Here is an 18,932-nt window from a genome sequence, read left to right on the forward strand (position 1 = left end):
TGACAGGCTGGCAATGTAGCCTATCGCCGATCTCGCACGCGGGCGCATGGGCAAATGTGGCCCTGGCGCCGGGGCGGCTTCAGCTGCGGGCGTGTGCGGTGTTGGGTGCGGTGGTGGCTGCCATGGGCGCCTGCCGGGTGTTGCGACATGGCGCGTAGATGTCTTGTTCGGCTTGGTAGACGGTACTTTGCACGTCCATCAACCCGAGCACAGCGTGGAAATAGCCGTCGTGCGTGATGCGCCGCTGGGCCAGGTCTTTTTGCAGGCAGGCTGTGGCCACGCCGCTGCGCGATTGCATTGCCGGTGACAGCCAGGTAATCCAGGGCACCTGCTTTTGCACATCAGGGGCAATGGCATAGGGAAGGCCGTGCAGGTAGAGGTTGCCCTCGCCCAGCGATTCGCCGTGGTCTGATACATAAACCATAGCAGTCTGCGCTTTGTCTGCCTGCGTTTCCAGCCATTGGATGGTGGCATTCAGGAAATGGTCGGTGGCCACGATGCTGTTGTCGTAGGCGTTGACCACCTGGGCCTGATCGCACTCTTGCAGCGCGTTGGAGGTGCATTCGGGGCCAAAGCGTTTGAGCGATGCGTCCGAGCGCTTGTAGTAAGCGGGGCCGTGGCTGCCCATCTGGTGCAGCACCACCACGGTGCCGCGCGCACGCTGTTCGGCGGGCAGGGCAGCAATGCGCTCTTCCAGTACCTTGAGCATGATGGGGTCGCTGCACTCACCATCGGGGCACAAGACCGGGTCTTTCAAGGCCGTGGTGCTGGTTTGGGCCACGCGGTCGCACACCCCTTTGCAGCCCGACTGGTTGTCCACCCACAGCACGGCCAGACCGGCGTGCTGCAACACATCCAGCAGGGTCTCGGAGTTGGTTTTGCGCCCTTCGAAACCATCGCGCCCCAGGTGCGAGAACATGCATGGCAGCGAGGCGGCGGTGCTGGTGCCGCACGACCAGGCGTTGGTAGCGCTGACCAGATCGCTGCGTGCCGACAGCAGCGGTGTGGTGGGTCGGGCATAGCCATTGAGGCCAAAGTTGGCGCTGCGGGCAGTTTCGCCCAGCACCAACACCAGCAGGGGGGGCTTGGTTTGCCCGGCGTAGCTGGCACCCAGCTGGGCGTCGCGTCCCAGAGGCAGCATCGTGCTGGTGTCGATGCGCAAGGGCTTGGTGGCGATATGGCCCAGTGCATACACGCTGTTGAGCGGGTTGATCAGGTAGCGCAGCTGGGTGTGGTTGCGCATGGTGGAGGCAAAGTCCTGAAACACCAGCAGCAAGCTGGCTACCAGCACCACCACCGCTCCCAGCAACAGCAAGCCGTTGTGCGCCACATGGCGCAGTGCGCCCAGTGGCCGCACCGGGCGTTGCAGCAGCCACCACAGCGGCGGTGCGGCCAGCGCCAGCACCGTGGCGGCCAGGCGCCAGTTGAGCAAATCACCGGCTTCGCGCACATCGGTTTGCAGCACGTTGGTGAGCATGCTGGCGTCGATGACGATGCCGTAGCTGAGCATGAAGTAGGTGCCCAACGCTGCCATCAACACCACCAGAACCAGTGCTGGTTTGAGGCCCCGGCCCCAGGCCAGCAGGCTCAAGAGCGCCACGTTGCCTGCCGCCACGATGACGGCAAACGCCAGCCCGAAGCTGGCGCCGCGCAGGCCCGTGTGGTCAGGCAGCGCCGCCACTTCGCGCCAGAGCGGCACGTTGCAGGCCGTGGCCAGCCACACGCTGACCAGCACCACCAGCCAGGCGGGGTGCCAAGCCTGGGGCGCGTTGGCCGTGTCCAGGGAATGGGAAGGGGTGCGGCGGCTGTTCAAAAAAGGCAACCAGCGGGTCAGTGTGTGGGGCATGGACAGCGATTGTTGGGCCGCTGCCTTAAGTGCAGATTAATCTGCGCTACGCGCCAGACCCAGCTGTTGTGCGTGGTACGCCAGGTGGTCGGCCATGAAGCTCTGGATGAAGTAGTAGCCGTGGTCGTAGCCCGCGTGGCGGCGCAGGGTGAGCGGCTGGCCGATGGCGGCGCAGGCGGCCTCGAAGGCTTCGGGCTGCAGTTGCTGCTGGGCCAGAAAGTTGTCGCTCAGGCCCTGGTCGATCAGGATGCCGCCGGGGTAGGGCACGTGCGCTTGTGCGGCCATCAGCGCGCTGGCGTCGTGCGCCTGCCAGGCGCTGGCATCGTTGCCCAGGTAGCCGCTGAAGGCTTTGCGGCCCCAGGCGCACTGCGAGGGCGCGGCAATCGGCGCAAAGGCCGACAGGCTCTGGAAGCGCCCCGGGTGGCGCAGCGCCAGCGTGAGCGCGCCGTGGCCACCCATCGAATGGCCAAAAATGCCCAGGCGATCGCCGTCGATGGGCTGCGTGGCTGCCAGCAGCGGCAGCAGTTCGTGCAGCACATAGCTTTCCATGCGCCAGTGCGTGGCCCACGGCGCCTGCGTGGCATCGAGGTAAAAGCCTGCGCCCATGCCAAAGTCCCAAGCGTCGGCTTCGCCCGCCACGCCCGCGCCGCGCGGGCTGGTGTCGGGGGCGATCAGCGCCAGGCCCAGCGCGGCGGCCAGGCGCTGGGCACCGGCCTTGGTGGCGAAGGTGTCTTCGGTGCAGGTCAACCCCGCCAGGTAGAGCAGTGCGGGCACCTGCGCACCCGCCAGCGCTTGCGGCGGCAGGTACAGCGCAAACTGCATGGGCAGGCCGATTTCACGCGAGGCGTGGCGGTAAAAGCGCTGAACGCCGCCAAAACAGGCGTGTTCGCTGCGCAGTTCCAGAGCATCTGAAGTCATGGTGCTATTTTTTTGATAGCTGCTAGCGCACGTCTTCTGCGAGTTTGACATTATTTTGATGTGCAATCCCTTGCAGGGCGTGCGCTATGCGCTATGGTTTTTAATAAACCACCACCGAGCGGATCGACTTGCCCTCGTGCATCAGGTCGAACGCGGTGTTGATCTCGGTCAGTGGCATGGTGTGCGTGACAAAGGGCGCGAGCTGGATCTTGCCGCTCATGGCGTCTTCGACCATGCCCGGCAGCTCGGAGCGGCCCTTGACGCCGCCAAAGGCCGAGCCCAGCCACTTGCGCCCCGTCACCAGCTGGAACGGGCGGGTGGAAATCTCTTTGCCCGCCCCGGCCACGCCGATGATGACGCTCTGGCCCCAGCCCCGGTGCGCGCACTCCAGCGCCGCGCGCATCACATCGACGTTGCCAATGCACTCGAAGCTGTGGTCCACGCCCCAGCCGGTCATCTCGACGATGACTTGCTGGATGGGCTTATCAAACTCTTTGGGGTTGACGCAGTCGGTGGCGCCAAAGGTGCGAGCCAGATCGAATTTGCCCGGGTTGGTGTCGATGGCGATGATGCGCCCGGCCTTGGCCAGTTTGGCGCCCTGGATCACCGCCAGGCCAATGCCGCCCAGGCCGAACACGGCCACGGTGTCGCCCTCTTGCACCTTGGCGGTGTTCTTGACGGCGCCCAGGCCGGTGGTCACGCCGCAGCCCAGCAGGCACACCTGTTCGGGGTTGGCGTCGGGGTTGACTTTGGCCAGCGACACCTCCGCCACCACGGTGTATTCGCTGAAGGTGGAGCAGCCCATGTAGTGGTAGATGGGCTGGCCGTTGTAGGAAAAGCGTGTGGTGCCGTCGGGCATCAGGCCCTTGCCCTGGGTGGCGCGCACGGCCACGCACAGGTTGGTCTTGCCGCTTTTGCAGAACAGGCACTCGCCGCATTCGGCGGTGTAGAGCGGAATCACGTGGTCGCCCGGTTGGACGCTGGTCACGCCTTCGCCCACTTCGACGACGATGCCCGCGCCCTCGTGGCCGAGCACGGCGGGGAACACACCTTCGGGGTCTTCGCCCGAGAGCGTGAACGCATCGGTGTGGCAGACGCCGGTGTGGGTGATCTTGACCAGCACCTCGCCCTTTTGCGGCGGTGCCACGTCGATTTCGACGATTTGCAGGGGTTCTCCGGCCTTGAAGGCAACAGCAGCTTTGGATTTCATGGGGTGGATCTTTGAAGGGGTTGCAGAAGGAGCGAAGCCGCTACTGTAGGCCATGGGTGTGGTGTCCGCAGGGCCTGCGGGAATAGGCGGACAGGCATAAAAAAAGCCCGCCAGTGGGCGGGCTGGGTGAGAGGCTGGGCGCGCTGCGGGTGCAGCGCGCTGCCTGTCAGCGCTTGTCCAGGGCAGGAACGTCGCGGCGCACCGAGCCGGTGAACAATTGGCGTGGACGGCCAATCTTGTACTCGGGGTCGCTGATCATTTCGTTCAGCTGGGCGATCCAGCCGACGGTGCGGGCCAGCGCGAAGATGCCGGTGAACAGGTTGACCGGAATGCCCATGGCGCGCTGCACGATGCCCGAGTAGAAGTCCACGTTCGGGTAGAGCTTGCGCGAGACGAAGTAGTCGTCTTCGAGGGCGATTTTTTCGAGTGCCTTGGCCAGCTTGAACAGCGGATCGTTTTGCAGGCCCAGTTCTGCCAGCACTTCGTCGCAAGTCTCTTGCATGAGCTTGGCGCGTGGGTCGTAGTTTTTGTAGACGCGGTGGCCAAAGCCCATCAGCTTGACGCCGGAGTTCTTGTCCTTGACCTTTTCCATGAACTCGCCGACCTTGTCGATGCCGCCTTGGCGCTGGATGTCTTCCAGCATGTTCAGACAGGCTTCGTTGGCACCGCCGTGGGCAGGGCCCCACAGGCAGGCCACGCCAGCGGAGATGGCGGCAAACGGGTTGGTGCCCGAAGAGCCGCACAGGCGCACCGTGGAGGTCGAGGCGTTTTGCTCGTGGTCAGCGTGCAGGATGAAGATGCGGTCCAGGGCGCGTTCCAGCACCGGGTTGACCTTGTACTCTTCGCAGGGCGTACCGAACATCATGCGCAGGAAGTTGCCTGCGTAGCTCAGGTGGTTCTGCGGGTACATGTAGGGCTCGCCCTTGCCGTACTTGTAGGCCATGGCGACCAGCGTGGGCATCTTGGCAATCAGGCGGATGGCGGCGATGTCGCGGTGCTGGGGGTTATTGATGTCGGTGCTGTCGTGGTAGAAGGCCGACATGGCGCCCACCAGGCCTGTGAGCACGGCCATCGGGTGCGCATCACGGCGGAAGCCGCGCAGGAAAAACTGCATCTGCTCGTTGACCATGGTGTGGTCAAGCACCAGCTTGTGGAAGTCAGCGCGTTGGGGGGCGTTGGGCAGATCACCCTTGAGCAGCAGGTAGCAGGTGTCGAGGTAATCGCACTGCGTGGCCAACTGCTCAATGGGGTAGCCACGGTACAGCAGCTCGCCCTTGTCGCCGTCGATGTAGGTGATAGCCGATTGGCACGACGCGGTGGACAGGAAGCCAGGGTCGTAGGTAAACATGCCCGTCTGGCCGTACAGCTTGCGGATGTCGATGACGTCCGGGCCGATATTGCCTTGGTACACAGGCAGTTCCACGCTGGGGCTGCCGTTGGAGAACGACAGGGTGGCTTTGTTGTCAGCTAACTTCATTGCTAATTTCCTTGGGTAGGTTGCCGATGGTCGGGCTGGGGCGGTGAATTCAGTGCGATGGCGTGGCTGCCCCGCTGCCACCTTGGCGCAGCATGCCAAGCACTTCACGAACTTCTTCGGTGTCCAATGGCGCTTCTGGCTCGCGCCGCCGCAGCAGCAGATCCAGCAGGTCGTTGTCCGCCAAGTCCATCAATGCCAACAAGCCGCTGGCATGGCGCTGGGTCAATTGGGGCTCGAAACGGGTGAAAAACTGTTCAATGAACAAGTCGTTTTCCAGCAAGCCGCGCCGACAACGCCAGTGCAGCTTGCTGAGTGCTCGCTCGTCGAGCAGCGGCGAGGCCGCTGCGTCGAGGCTGTGGGATGGAGTTTCACCCATGGTGGTTGGCTGTCGTGGCAGATCAGACGGCGCGGCGCACCATCAATTCCTTGATCTTGCCAATGGCGCGCGTGGGGTTCAGGCCCTTGGGGCACACATCCACGCAGTTCATGATGGTGTGGCAGCGGAACAGGCGGTAGGGGTCTTCGAGGTTATCGAGGCGCGCACCGGTGGCGTCGTCGCGGCTGTCAGCGATGAAGCGGTAGGCTTGCAGCAAACCAGCGGGGCCGACGAACTTGTCAGGGTTCCACCAGAAACTGGGGCAGCTGGTGGAGCAGCTGGCGCACAAGATGCACTCGTACAGCCCGTTGAGCTCTTCACGCTCTTCGGGCGATTGCAGGCGCTCCTTGTCGGGAGTCAGGCCTTCGTTGATCAGGTAGGGCTTGATCGAGTTGTACTGCTTGAAGAACTGCGTCATGTCCACGATCAGGTCGCGGATCACGGGCAGGCCCGGCAGGGGCTTCAAAGTGATGACGCCCGGCAGCGTGTTCATGTTGGTCAGGCAGGCCAGACCATTCTTGCCGTTGATGTTCATGGCGTCGGAACCACACACGCCTTCGCGGCAGGAGCGGCGGAACGACAGCGTGGGGTCTTGCTCTTTGAGCTTGACCAGGGCGTCCAGCAGCATGCGCTCGTGGCCGTCGAGTGCGATTTCGACGGTTTGCATGTAGGGCTTGGCGTCCTTGTCCGGGTCGTAGCGGTAGATTTGGAATGTGCGTTTTTGCATGGTTCTTCTCTTGAAGTGCTACTGGTTTAGAACGTGCGAACCTTGGGCGGCACGCTGTCCACAGTCAAGGGCTTGAGGTTGACCGGCTTGTAATCGAGGCGGCTGCCTTCGCTGTACCACAGGGTGTGCTTGAGCCACTCCTTGTCGTTGCGGCCCAGCGGGAACTCGGCGTGGTCGGCGCCATGCTCGTAGTCGTACACGGTGTGGGCGCCACGGCATTCGGTACGGGCGGCGGCAGACACCATGGTGGCCTGGGCCACTTCGATCAGGTTGTCCACTTCCAGCGCTTCGATGCGGGCGGTGTTGAACACCTTGGACTTGTCTTTCAGGGTGACCTTGCCCACGCGGCTGCGGATTTCAGCAATCTTTTTGACGCCTTCGTCCATGCTGGCCTGTGTACGGAACACGCCAGCGTGTTGCTGCATGGCCGTGCGGATGTCGCCCGCCAAGCTTTGGGCATAGATGCCTTCGCTGGACTTGTCGAGTTGGTTCAGGCGCTCCAGGGTGCGGTCGGCCGCGTCCTTGGGCAGAGGCTTGTGCTCTTTGTTCTTGTCGTTGAACTCGACAATGTGGCGGCCAGCGGCCTTGCCGAACACCAGCAAATCCAGCAGCGAGTTGGTGCCCAGGCGGTTGGCGCCGTGCACGCTGACGCACGAGCATTCGCCCACCGCGTACAGGCCGTTGACCACGGCATTGTGGATACCGTTGGCCTGCGTGACCACTTGGCCGTTGATGTTGGTCGGCACGCCACCCATCTGGTAGTGGATGGTGGGCACCACGGGGATGGGCTCTTTGGTGATGTCCACGTTGGCGAAGTTGACGCCAATTTCGTACACCGAGGGCAGGCGCTTGTGGATGGTGTCGGCGCCCAGGTGGTCGAGCTTGAGCAGCACGTAGTCCTTGTTGGGGCCACAGCCACGGCCTTCCTTGATTTCCTGGTCCATGGAGCGGGACACGAAGTCACGCGGTGCCAGGTCTTTCAGGGTGGGCGCATAGCGCTCCATGAAGCGTTCGCCGTTGCTGTTGAGCAAGATGGCGCCTTCGCCACGGCAGCCTTCGGTCAGCAGCACACCGGCGCCGGCCACGCCGGTGGGGTGGAACTGCCAGAATTCCATGTCCTGCAGCGGAATGCCGGCGCGTGCCGCCATGCCCAGACCGTCGCCGGTGTTGATGAAGGCATTGGTCGAGGCAGCGAAGATGCGGCCGGCGCCACCCGTGGCGAGCAGCACGGTCTTGGCTTCCAGGATGTACAGGTCGCCGGTTTCCATTTCCAGCGCGGTCACGCCCACCACGTCGCCGTCGGCGTCGCGGATCAGGTCCAGCGCCATCCATTCGACGAAGAAGTTGGTCTTGGCCTTGACGTTCTGTTGGTACAGCGTGTGCAGCATGGCGTGGCCAGTACGGTCAGCGGCGGCGCAGGCGCGCTGCACAGGTTTTTCGCCGTAGTTGGCGGTGTGGCCGCCAAAGGGGCGCTGGTAAATGGTGCCGTCGGGGTTGCGGTCGAACGGCATGCCGAAGTGTTCCAGCTCGTACACGACCTTGGGGGCTTCGCGGCACATGAACTCGATGGCGTCCTGGTCGCCCAGCCAGTCGGAGCCCTTGATGGTGTCGTAGAAGTGGTAGTGCCAGTTGTCCTCGGACATGTTGCCCAGCGATGCGCTCACGCCACCTTGCGCTGCCACAGTGTGCGAGCGGGTGGGGAACACCTTGGACAGCGAGGCCACGTTCAGGCCTGCGCGGGACAGTTCGAGGGCAGCGCGCATGCCGGAGCCGCCGGCGCCGACGATGACGACGTCAAATTTGCGCTTGGTGATGTTAGCGTTGGTGTAGCTCATTATTTGCCTTCAGTCGCGGTAATCAGAGACGCCACAAAACTTGGAAACCCCAGCCAGCACAGCCGACCAGCCAGACGATAGTGAAGACCTGCAGCGTCAGGCGCAGACCCACGGGTTGGATGTAGTCCATGAACACATCGCGCACGCCAACCCAGACGTGCCATGCCAGCGCCACGATGACGGAGAAGGTCAGTACCTTCATCCATTGGGCGGCAAAAATGCCTGCCCACAGGTGGTAGCCGATGGGGCCTTTGCTGAACACCACTTGCGCCAGCACCACCAGGGTGAACAAGGCCATCAGGACTGCCGTCACGCGCTGGCTGAGCCAGTCGCGCAGGCCATAGTGGGCACCGACGACGATGCGCTTGGAACCGTAATTTACGGACATAGTTAGTTTCCTCTTGAGTCGATCACAGGTGCTGCCGCAGTGGCTGGCACCGCCAGTTCATCAGTACAGACCAAACAGCTTGGCGCCCAGCACCACCGCCAGGGCGATGCTCACCACCAGGACGGCGGTGGCGGAAGACTTGCCAAACTCTTTGCTGACGGCGTCGTGGCTGACGTCCATCCACAAGTGGCGCATACCGGCCAGCAGGTGATGCAGGTAGGCCCAGATCAGGGCCAGTGCGGCGAGCTTGACGAACCAGCCGGGCACGAAGCCCAGCCCTGCGCTGAACGCAGACGTGAAGCGACCGAAGGAAATCTCGGAAGACACGGAGGTGTCAAACATCCAGATGATGAAGGGCAGCAACAAGAACATGATCAGGCCGCTGGCACGGTGCAGGATGGAAACCCATGCAGCAGCCGTCATGCGGTAGGTGGTCAGGTCCTTGAAGGCGTTGATGTTGCGGAATTCAGGCCGCTTTTTGGCTAGCTCGGTCATGGCAAATGCTTTCGTGGATGTAACTGCTTGGTAATTTCGCGCGGACGGGGGAAGCCAAAATTCTATTGCAATGCAGCAAGCAGGGGTTTGGCGCGGGCTGTATTTTCAGCTTTTTGCTTGTGTGGCGCTTACAGACGGGCTTTGTCAACTCAATTCGTTGCGGTAATGGTGTGTGTCTGTGCGGTAAAGACCACGGCGTAACTCCATGGGAACATCGTTATAGGTGTAAGCAATGCGTTCTACGCTCAGCAGCGGTGTGGTGGGGGTAACTTGTAACAGCCTGGCCTGCTCTTCGTCGGGCAGAACGGCGCGGAGTTTTTCTCCGGCGCGCACCATGCGCACGCCAAAGTCCAGCTCCAGCATGGCGTAGGTGGGGCCGGGGTAGCTGGCCATTTGTGCGGCGCTCAGGCCCTTGAAGGCCTGGCCGGGCAGCCAGATGTCTTCCAGAATGGTGGGCACGCCGCTGAACGACAAAATGCGACGCGCCTGCACTACGGGGTCGCCCGTGCGCAGGCCCAGCGCGCGGGCCACCTCAGCGCTGGCGCGCACCCGCTTGCAATCGAGGATATTGCGCTCGGCAGGGCCTTCCACGCTGGCATCGCCGCTGTCGGGCAGCAGCTTGAGGAAGCGGTACTGCACATGCTGCTCTGCATGGGTGGCGACAAAAGTGCCCTTGCCCTGGCGGCGAATCACCAGGTGTTCGGCGGCCAGATCGTCAATGGCCTTGCGCACCGTGCCCTGGCTGACGCGAAAACGGGCGGCCAGTTCCATTTCGCTGGGGATGGCCTCGCCGGGTTTCCATTCGCCCGCTTGCAGGCTTTGCAGGATCAGTCCCTTGATCTGCTGGTACAGGGGACTGAAGGCTGGCGCGGGAAGGCTTGCTGCGCTGGAGGGCGAAGGCTGGTTGTCGGGGGTGGGCAGGGGCAGGGAGGACATGGTGGCGCAGGCAATGCGGGCATGCGACCCGGCAACGCCAGGCATGGCACGGCTGCATCATATCTTATATAAGACATAAGACAAATTGGCGCGGCACGAAAATCAACGGTAGAATCGGCGGCTGTTTGCGGGGCACATGTTGCTGGTAACAGGCGCAGGTGGCAACCGCTGCACCCCTCCCTGTTTTTCTTCACTTCCTGGAGTTTTCACCATGAGCAAAGCACCCGTTCGCGTGGCCGTCACTGGCGCAGCAGGTCAAATCGGTTACGCCCTGTTGTTCCGCATCGCCTCCGGCGAAATGCTGGGCAAAGACCAGCCCGTCATCCTGCAACTGCTCGAAATCCCTGACGAAAAAGCCCAGAACGCGCTCAAGGGCGTGATCATGGAACTGGAAGACTGCGCCTTCCCGCTGTTGGCTGGCATCGAAGCCCACAGCAACCCCGAAGAAGCTTTCAAAGACACCGACTACGCCCTGTTGGTCGGTGCCCGTCCCCGTGGCCCCGGCATGGAGCGCGCCGACCTGTTGGCCGCCAACGCTGCCATCTTCACCGTGCAAGGCAAGGCCCTGAACAAGGTCGCCAGCCGCAACGTCAAGGTGCTGGTGGTCGGTAACCCCGCCAACACCAACGCCTACATCGCGATGAAGTCGGCCCCCGATCTGCCGGCCAAGAACTTCACCGCCATGCTGCGCCTGGACCACAACCGCGCTGCCTCGCAAATCGCTGCCAAGACCGGCACTGCCGTGGGCGACATCCGCAAGCTGACGGTGTGGGGCAACCACTCGCCCACCATGTACGCCGACTACCGTTTTGCCACCATCAACGGCGCTTCGGTCAAAGACACCATCAACGACCAAGTCTGGAACGCTGACACCTTCCTGCCCACCGTGGGCAAGCGCGGCGCGGCCATCATTGCAGCGCGCGGCCTGTCGTCGGCTGCTTCGGCTGCCAACGCTGCCATCGACCACATGCGCGACTGGGCCCTGGGCTCCAACGGCGAATGGGTGACGATGGGCGTGCCTTCCAACGGCGAATACGGCATTCCTGCCGGCATCGTGTTTGGCTTCCCCGTGACGACTGAAAACGGCGAATACAAAATCGTTGAAGGTCTGGAAATCGATGCCTTCTCGCAAGAGCGCATCAACATCACCCTGGCCGAGCTGCAAGGCGAAGCCGACGGCGTCAAGCACCTGCTGTAAACGCGCCTGACAGCGCAGGTTGCCCGGATGGTGAGCCATCCGTTGCAATTTGCGCTGCCCCTTTTTCCTCTCTTTTTGCCTGCGCTTTTGATGCCATGACCCATCCCCGCGACGTTCTTTTGGGTGCCCAAGCGCAGGCAGGCTTCCTGCCCGTCTGTGATCATTACAGCGGCGTGGAAGTGCGCATGCGCAAAAGCCTGCAATTGCAGGCCGAAATGACCGAAGAATTCGGCACCTGCGTCTTTGATGTCACCCTCGACTGCGAAGACGGCGCCCCCGTCGGTGCCGAGGCGCAGCACGCCGCCCTGGTAGCGGCCCTGGCCCGCGATGCCGCCCCCGGCGCCCGTGTGGCAGCCCGCGTTCACCCCGTCGATCACCCCGCTTTTGCCAACGACATCGCCACCATCGTGGGCGAGGCTGGCCACCGGCTGTGCCACATCATGCTGCCCAAGGTCGAGTCGGTGGACGACGTACTTTTGGCTGAAAAAGCCCTGCAAGCCGCGTCCGCCGGGCGCCTGCCGCTACATGTTTTGATTGAGTCGCCCGCTGCCGTACACCGTGCCTTCGAGATTGCCGCGCACCCGTCGGTGCAAAGCATGAGCTTTGGCCTGATGGATTTTGTCTCGGCCCATGGCGGTGCCATTCCAGCTTCGGGCATGACATCTGCCGGGCAGTTCACGCACCCGCTGGTGGTGCGTGCCAAGCTTGAAATTGCCTCGGCCTGCCATGCCCATGGCAAGGTGCCGTCGCACTGCGTGGTCACTGAGTTCAGCGATACCGCTGCCATGCAGTCAGCCGCCCACCGCGCCGCCTTTGATCTGGGCTACACGCGCATGTGGAGCATCCACCCCGCGCAGATCCGCCCCATTCTGGCGGCCTTTGCACCCGCCCAGAATGAGATCGAGTCTGCTGCAAAAATCATAGCTGCTGGCGCAGGTGCAGATTGGGCTCCCATCAGTTTTGAGGGTGTATTGCACGACCGTGCCAGCTACCGTTATTTCTGGCAGGTGCTGGAGCGCGCCCACCAAACCGGGCAAGCGTTGCCAGTTGCGGTACAACCCTGGTTTGCGCCCACCTGTTCCTGACCCGAATTGACCGCTGGAGTTGTCCGCCATGAAAAATCTGTTTGCAATCACCCTGTTGGCAATGGCCCCCGCCGTGGTGCTGGCCCAGGCGCAAGCCACTGCGCCCAAGAGTCCCGCCAAAAATGCGTCCAGCGCTGCCGCCAAGAAAAGCAGTGCTGCCAAAGCCGCTGCCAAGCCCCGCGCCAAAACCACTGCCAAGGCCGATGACAAAGTTCTGGTGGCCAAGGCGCAACCCAGCCGCACCAAGGCCGTGGCCGTCGGCGCTGTGGCAGCGGGTGCCGTCGGTGCAGCGGGCGTCGCCGCCGCAGGGCTGACGCAGCAAGAGCTGTCGATCGCCGAGCAGGTTCACGTCGGCCACATCCCTTGTGAGCTGGGGGCTTCGGTCAACGTGACCGCTGACGCCAACGCGCCAGGCCATTTCCATGTCGATGGCAAAGGCTTCAAATACCACATGGCGCCGGTGGCCACCACCACCGGCGCCGTGCGCCTGGAAGACCAGAAGGCCGGGGCCGTCTGGTTGCAGATTGCCAACAAATCCATGCTCATGGACCAAAAACGCGGCCAGCGCCTGGCCGATGAGTGCATGAGCCCGGCACAGTACCAAGTGGCCCAGGCCATCAAGAAAAACCCCCCACCCAGCGTGTTGGACGCGCTGCCCAATAACGCCAGGTAAGTCCTGGTGTTGCCCCACTTCACAAAAACTACCGGAGAAACCGATGTTGAAAGCCTACCGTGACCACGTGGCCGAGCGCGCAGCGCTGGGCATTCCCCCACTGCCCCTGGATGCCAAGCAAGTAGCCGACCTGATCGAGCTGATCAAGAACCCGCCCGCTGGTGAAGATGCCTTCTTGCTCGATTTGCTCACGCACCGCGTGCCCCCTGGTGTGGACGATGCCGCCAAGGTCAAGGCCTCGTTCCTGGCCGCTGTCGCCCACGGCGACGTGCAAGTTGCGCTGATTTCCAAGGCCAAGGCCACCGAGCTGCTGGGCACCATGGTCGGTGGCTACAACGTCCACCCCCTGATTGAGCTGCTGGAGGACACCGATGTGGCCGCCGTGGCTGCCGAAGCGCTGAAAAAGACGCTGCTGATGTTCGACTTCTTCAACGACGTTGCTGACAAAGCCAAGGCGGGCAATGCCAAAGCCAAGGAAGTGATGCAATCGTGGGCCAATGCCGAGTGGTTCACCAGCCGCCCCGAAGTCGAGAAGAAAATCACCGTCACCGTGTTCAAGGTGCCCGGCGAAACCAACACCGACGACCTCTCGCCTGCGCCCGATGCCTGGAGCCGTCCCGACATCCCGCTGCACTACCTGGCGATGTTGAAGAACACGCGCCCTGACGCAGCCTTCAAGCCCGAAGAAGACGGCAAGCGCGGCCCCATGCAGTTCATCGACGACCTGAAGAAAAAGGGCCATCTGGTGGCCTACGTCGGCGACGTGGTGGGCACGGGCTCCAGCCGCAAGTCGGCCACCAACTCCATCGTTTGGGCCACCGGCCAAGACATCCCCTTCGTGCCCAACAAACGCTTTGGTGGCGTGACCCTGGGCGGCAAGATCGCTCCCATCTTCTTCAACACGCAAGAAGACTCGGGCTCGCTGCCCATCGAAGTGGACGTCTCCAAGCTCGAAATGGGTGACGTCATCGACGTGCTGCCCTACGACGGCAAGATCGTCAAAAACGGCGAAACCGTGGCTGAATTCGCGCTCAAGAGCGACGTGCTGTTTGACGAAGTGCGCGCCGGCGGCCGTATCAACCTGATCATTGGCCGCAGCCTGACCGCCAAGGCCCGTGAATTTTTGGGCCTGAGCGCTTCTACGCTGTTCCGCCTGCCCACTGCCCCGGCAGAGTCGAAGGCTGGCTTCACGCTGGCGCAAAAAATGGTGGGCCGCGCCGTCGGTCTGCCCGAAGGCCAGGGCGTGCGCCCCGGTACCTACTGCGAACCCAAGATGACCACCGTCGGTTCGCAAGACACCACCGGCCCCATGACCCGCGACGAGCTGAAAGACCTGGCTTGCCTGGGCTTCTCGGCCGATCTGGTCATGCAATCGTTCTGCCACACCGCCGCCTACCCCAAGTCGGTGGACGTGAAAACGCACCGCGAACTGCCTGCCTTCATCAGCAACCGTGGCGGTGTGGCCCTGCGCCCCGGCGACGGTGTGATCCACAGCTGGCTCAACCGCCTGCTGCTGCCCGACACCGTGGGCACCGGTGGCGATTCGCACACCCGCTTCCCCATCGGCATTTCCTTCCCCGCAGGCTCCGGTCTGGTGGCCTTTGGTGCCGCCACGGGCGTGATGCCGCTGGACATGCCTGAATCCATCCTGGTGCGCTTCAAGGGCGAAATGCAGCCTGGCGTGACCCTGCGCGATCTGGTGCATGCGATTCCGCTGTACGCCATCAAGCAAGGTCTGCTCACGGTGGCCAAGGCGGGCAAGGTCAATGCCTTCTCGGGCCGTATCCTGGAAATCGAAGGCCTGCCCGACCTGAAGGTCGAGCAAGCGTTTGAGCTGTCGGACGCGTCCGCCGAGCGCTCCGCTGCGGGCTGCACCATCAAGCTCAACAAAGAGCCGGTGGCTGAATACCTGCGCTCGAACATCGTGCTGATGAAGAACATGATCGCTGACGGTTATGCCGACGCCAAGACGCTGGCCCGCCGCATCGAGAAGGTCGAAGCCTGGTTGGCCAACCCCAACCTGCTCGAAGCCGACAAGGATGCCGAATACGCCGCCGTGATCGAAATCGACCTGGCTGACATCAAGGAACCCATCGTCTGCTGCCCCAACGATCCGGACGACGCCAAGTTCCTGTCTGAAGTGGCTGGCACCAAGATTGACGAGTCCTTCATCGGTTCGTGCATGACCAACATCGGCCATTTCCGTGCTGCCGCCAAGCTGCTGGGCGGCCAGCGCGACATCCCCGTCAAGATGTGGGTGGCTCCGCCCACCAAGATGGACCAGTCCGAGCTGATCAAGGAAGGCCATTACGCCGCGTTTGGCGCCTCCGGTGCGCGCACCGAAATGCCCGGCTGCTCGCTGTGCATGGGCAACCAGGCGCAGGTGCGTGAAGGCGCCACGGTCATTTCGACCAGCACGCGCAACTTCCCCAACCGCCTGGGCAAGAACACCAACGTGTTCCTGGGCTCGGCCGAGTTGGCCGCCATTGCCTCCAAGCTGGGCAAGCTGCCGACCAAGGAAGAGTACTTGGCCGCGATGGGCGTGATCGACGCCGACAAGGCCAGCGTGTACCGCTACATGAACTTCGACCAGATCGAAGAGTACGCCGACGTGGCCAAGGGCGTTGCCGCCTGAGCCGCCTGTTGCGCTCCTTGAAAACCCGCTTCGGCGGGTTTTTTTGTATCTGATACGCCCCGGATTGCCGCATCTGCTGCTGTGATTGCGGTGCGGGCTGCGCCATAGTCAAGACCTTGGCACAGGGGCGCTGCGCAGCGCCCCTGGTTGTTGTTTTGAGGCTTGCATGTCCCACACTCCCCCCCCACCGCGCGGGAAATCGCCGCGCAAAGTCATCCCCATCACCCCGGCAGCCGATTCTGGCTCGCTCTACGAAGCCCAGGTCAAGATACAGCCGCGCTCCATTCGCGGCGTGTTTGCCAATTGGCGCTGGGCCATGGTGTGGGTCACCCAGTTGTTCTTCTACATCGTGCCCTGGTTGCAGTGGAACGACCGGCAGATGCTGCTGTTTGACCTGGAGCAGCGGCGCTTTTACCTGTTCGGGCTGCTGCTCTACCCGCAGGATTTCATCTACCTCACGGCACTGCTGATCATTTCGGCGCTGTCGCTGTTTTTGTTCACGGCGGTGGCGGGGCGGCTGTGGTGCGGCTTTGCCTGCCCGCAGACGGTCTATACCGAAATCTTCATGTGGATCGAGCACCGGGTGGAGGGCGACCGCAGCGCGCGCCTGCGCCTAGATGCCTCGCCGTGGACGGCGGACAAGCTGTGGCGCAAATCGCTCAAGCAGTTCTTGTGGGTGGCGGTGTCGCTGTGGACGGGCTTTACCTTCGTCGGCTACTTCGTGCCGATCCGCACCCTGGCCGTCGAGGTGATGGCGCTGCAAGGCGGCTGGCAGATTTTCTGGGTGCTGTTTTATGGCTTGGCCACCTACGGCAATGCCGGCTTTTTGCGTGAGCAAATCTGCAAATACATGTGCCCGTATGCGCGTTTTCAGAGCGCCATGTTTGACAAAGACACGCTCATCGTCACCTACGACACCGAACGTGGCGAGGCGCGTGGCCCGCGCACCAAGGCAGTGGACTACAAGGCGCAGGGACTGGGCGACTGCATTGACTGCACACTGTGCGTGCAGGTCTGCCCGGTGGGCATCGACATCCGCGATGGCCTGCAGTACGAGTGCATTGGCTGCGGCCTGTGCGTGGACGCCTGCAACTCCGTCATGGACAAGATGCAGTACCCGCGCGGCCTGATCCGCTACACCACGCCCAACGCCCTGGCCCAGCGCTGGAGCCCGCGCCAGGTGCTGCGCCGCGTAGCCCGCCCGCGCGTGCTGCTCTACAGCGCAGCGCTCCTGGCCCTGACGCTGGCCATGGTGAGCAGTCTGGTGGTGCGCACCCCGCTCAAGGTGGACGTGATCCGTGACCGTGGCGTGCTGGCGCGCCAGGTAGAGCGCGGGCAGATCGAGAACGTGTACCGCCTGCAAATCGCCAACGCCACCGAGGTGCCCCAGCGCTACCGTCTGGCGGCCAGCGGCCTGGAGGGGTTGCATGTGGCTTCGGACACCGAGGTGGACGTGGCCGCCGCCGAGGCGCGCTGGGTGGTGGTGCGCCTGCGCCTGCCTGCGGGTGTGGTGGCCGCAGCGGGATCGCACCCCGTGGTGCTGGAGATCACGGCCACGGGCGATGCAGCAGTGCAGCTGCGTGAGAAAACCACTTTCCTGGTGCCGCGCTGAGCTGCCGCCAGCCGCCGCGCGGCTCCAGCGGCCTACGCCGCTGCTGCGCTGATCTGGCCCAGCGTGGCCAGCGCCTGCTCGGTGCGCGCGTTCCAGGTGTGGCCATAGTTCAGGCGCAGGCAGTTGGTGAAGGCGTGCGAGGCCGAGAAAATCGGCCCCGGCGCCACGCTGATGCCCTGCGCCAGCGCCTGGCGGTGGATGTGCAGCGCATCGCAGCCTTCGGGCAGTTCCACCCACAGAAAATAGCCGCCCTCGGGCCGCGTGGCCCGCGTGCCAGGGGGAAAGTAATGCCCCACGGCCTGGGCAAACACCGCCTGCTGCGCCGCCAGCGCCGCGCGCAGCTTGCGCAGGTGTTTGTCGAAACCGCCGCGCTCCAGGTACAGCGCCAGTGCCGCCTGGGCCGGTGCCGAGGCGCTCAGCGTGCTGGTCAGTTTGTGCCGCGCCACGGCGCGGGTAAAGCGTCCCGGCGCGGCCCAGCCGATGCGGTAGCCCGGCGCCAGCGATTTGGAGAACGAGCCGCAGTGCAGCACCAGCCCTTCGGTGTCAAACGCCTTGGCGGGCAGTGGGCGATGGTCGCCAAAATACAGCTCGGCGTACACATCGTCCTCAATCAGTGCTACGCCGTGGCGGGTGGTCAAGGCGACCAGCGCTTTTTTCTTGGCTTCGGGCATCAGGCTGCCCAGCGGATTCTGGAAGGTGGTCATCAGCCAGCAGGCTTTGGGGCGGTGGCGCACGATGGCCGCCTCCAGCGCGGCCAGGTCAATGCCCTCGCGCGGGTGGGTGGGCACCTCGATGGCATGCAGGCCCATGCGCTCCAGCGACTGTAAGGCAGCGTAAAACGTGGGCGATTCCACCACCACCGCATCGCCCGCGCGCGTGACGGCGGTCAGGCACAGGTTCAGTGCTTCCAGGGCGCCGTTGGTGATGACGATGTCGTCCGCAGACACCGGCATGCCCGCCGCCAGGTAGCGCAGCGCGATCTGGCGGCGCAGGTCGGCATGGCCGGGCGTGAGGTCGTCCACCGAGCGCCACGGGTCCAGCGACTTGGCACTGGTGGCCAGTGCCTGGCCCAGGCGTTGCAGCGGGTACAGCAGCGGGCTGGGAAAGGCCGAACCCAGTGGCACCACATCGCGCGCCATGCTGGACTCCAGCACCTCGAACACGCGCTCGCTCACATCGACGGCAATCGATTGGCCTGTGGGCTGCGAAGCCTGTTCAGGCTCGGGTGGCGCACGGCGCAGGCCCGCACGCACAAAGTAGCCCGAGCGCTCGCGCGCCTGTACCAGGCCGCGCGCCTCCAGCAGGTAGTACGCCTGGAACACGGTCGAGGCGCTCACGCCCCGGCTGGTGCAGGTGTGGCGCACCGAGGGCAGTTTGTCCCCCGGGCGCAGCACCCCTGCGCAGATAGAGGCTTCGATGTCGGCGGCCAGGGCTTCGTAGCGTTTCATGGGCTGGCCACGGCGGGGAGCAGGGGCGTGGGTGCCCGCACGGTGCAGTCGATGGGATCACCGCTCAGGTGCA

At 63.6% G+C, this 18,932-nt stretch carries 16 protein-coding genes; 5 read left to right on the top strand and 11 right to left on the bottom strand.

Translation table 11 applies throughout. The annotated features are described in order from the left end of the window. Positions 1-79 precede the first annotated feature (79 nt). The 10 genes from EV674_RS01760 to EV674_RS01805 all read right to left on the bottom strand — a co-directional run bounded on the left by EV674_RS01760 (position 80) and on the right by EV674_RS01805 (position 10,208). On the bottom strand, positions 80-1,846 hold the full coding sequence (locus tag EV674_RS01760) for a phosphoethanolamine transferase (RefSeq protein WP_119011820.1): 1,767 nt from the start codon (positions 1,844-1,846) through the stop codon (positions 80-82). A 36-nt stretch (positions 1,847-1,882) separates the two neighbouring features. Continuing rightward, positions 1,883-2,764: an S-formylglutathione hydrolase gene (fghA, locus tag EV674_RS01765; protein ID WP_119011821.1), complete on the bottom strand. Its 882-nt coding sequence runs from the start codon at positions 2,762-2,764 to the stop codon at positions 1,883-1,885. Between the two features lie 100 nt (positions 2,765-2,864). Beyond that, a complete protein-coding gene (locus tag EV674_RS01770) occupies positions 2,865-3,974 on the bottom strand; it encodes an S-(hydroxymethyl)glutathione dehydrogenase/class III alcohol dehydrogenase (protein ID WP_119011822.1) in 1,110 nt (369 codons plus the stop codon). Between the two features lie 166 nt (positions 3,975-4,140). After that, on the bottom strand, positions 4,141-5,451 hold the full coding sequence (locus tag EV674_RS01775; RefSeq protein WP_119011823.1) for a citrate synthase: 1,311 nt from the start codon (positions 5,449-5,451) through the stop codon (positions 4,141-4,143). Positions 5,452-5,500: 49 nt separating this feature from the next. Further along, on the bottom strand, positions 5,501-5,827 hold the full coding sequence (locus tag EV674_RS01780; protein WP_119011824.1) for an FAD assembly factor SdhE: 327 nt from the start codon (positions 5,825-5,827) through the stop codon (positions 5,501-5,503). 22 nt (positions 5,828-5,849) lie between these two features. Next, a complete protein-coding gene (locus EV674_RS01785; RefSeq protein WP_119011825.1) occupies positions 5,850-6,554 on the bottom strand; it encodes a succinate dehydrogenase iron-sulfur subunit in 705 nt (234 codons plus the stop codon). A gap of 26 nt (positions 6,555-6,580) precedes the next feature. Further along, entirely contained in the window at positions 6,581-8,389 is a 1,809-nt protein-coding gene (gene sdhA / locus EV674_RS01790; protein WP_119011826.1) for a succinate dehydrogenase flavoprotein subunit, read from the bottom strand. 22 nt (positions 8,390-8,411) lie between these two features. Beyond that, complete coding sequence (gene sdhD / locus EV674_RS01795; protein ID WP_119011827.1) at positions 8,412-8,777, bottom strand: succinate dehydrogenase, hydrophobic membrane anchor protein; 366 nt, start codon at positions 8,775-8,777, stop codon at positions 8,412-8,414. A gap of 60 nt (positions 8,778-8,837) precedes the next feature. Continuing rightward, positions 8,838-9,272, bottom strand: coding sequence for a succinate dehydrogenase, cytochrome b556 subunit (sdhC, locus tag EV674_RS01800; RefSeq protein ID WP_119011828.1), 435 nt, complete (start codon positions 9,270-9,272; stop codon positions 8,838-8,840). A gap of 144 nt (positions 9,273-9,416) precedes the next feature. Continuing rightward, positions 9,417-10,208 carry a GntR family transcriptional regulator gene (locus EV674_RS01805; protein WP_119011908.1) on the bottom strand — a complete coding sequence of 264 codons (792 nt, stop codon included), beginning with the start codon at positions 10,206-10,208 and terminating at the stop codon, positions 9,417-9,419. A 211-nt stretch (positions 10,209-10,419) separates the two neighbouring features. Between EV674_RS01805 and EV674_RS01810 the strand changes: the two genes are divergently transcribed. The 5 genes from EV674_RS01810 (at position 10,420) to ccoG (ending at position 17,411) form a co-directional block, all read left to right on the top strand. After that, positions 10,420-11,406 carry a malate dehydrogenase gene (locus EV674_RS01810; protein ID WP_119011829.1) on the top strand — a complete coding sequence of 329 codons (987 nt, stop codon included), beginning with the start codon at positions 10,420-10,422 and terminating at the stop codon, positions 11,404-11,406. 95 nt (positions 11,407-11,501) lie between these two features. Continuing rightward, a complete protein-coding gene (locus EV674_RS01815; protein WP_119011830.1) occupies positions 11,502-12,491 on the top strand; it encodes an HpcH/HpaI aldolase/citrate lyase family protein in 990 nt (329 codons plus the stop codon). Positions 12,492-12,519: 28 nt separating this feature from the next. After that, a complete protein-coding gene (locus EV674_RS01820) occupies positions 12,520-13,164 on the top strand; it encodes a hypothetical protein (protein ID WP_119011831.1) in 645 nt (214 codons plus the stop codon). A gap of 43 nt (positions 13,165-13,207) precedes the next feature. Further along, on the top strand, positions 13,208-15,799 hold the full coding sequence (acnB, locus tag EV674_RS01825) for a bifunctional aconitate hydratase 2/2-methylisocitrate dehydratase (protein WP_119011832.1): 2,592 nt from the start codon (positions 13,208-13,210) through the stop codon (positions 15,797-15,799). A 166-nt stretch (positions 15,800-15,965) separates the two neighbouring features. Next, on the top strand, positions 15,966-17,411 hold the full coding sequence (gene ccoG, locus EV674_RS01830) for a cytochrome c oxidase accessory protein CcoG (protein ID WP_119011833.1): 1,446 nt from the start codon (positions 15,966-15,968) through the stop codon (positions 17,409-17,411). A 32-nt stretch (positions 17,412-17,443) separates the two neighbouring features. On the opposite strand, the gene EV674_RS01835 is transcribed toward ccoG, so the two are convergent. After that, positions 17,444-18,859: an aminotransferase-like domain-containing protein gene (locus EV674_RS01835; RefSeq protein ID WP_119011834.1), complete on the bottom strand. Its 1,416-nt coding sequence runs from the start codon at positions 18,857-18,859 to the stop codon at positions 17,444-17,446. Positions 18,860-18,932 lie beyond the last annotated feature (73 nt).

Origin of the sequence: Simplicispira metamorpha (assembly GCF_004341365.1) — a bacterium.
Classification (GTDB): domain Bacteria; phylum Pseudomonadota; class Gammaproteobacteria; order Burkholderiales; family Burkholderiaceae_C; genus Simplicispira; species Simplicispira metamorpha.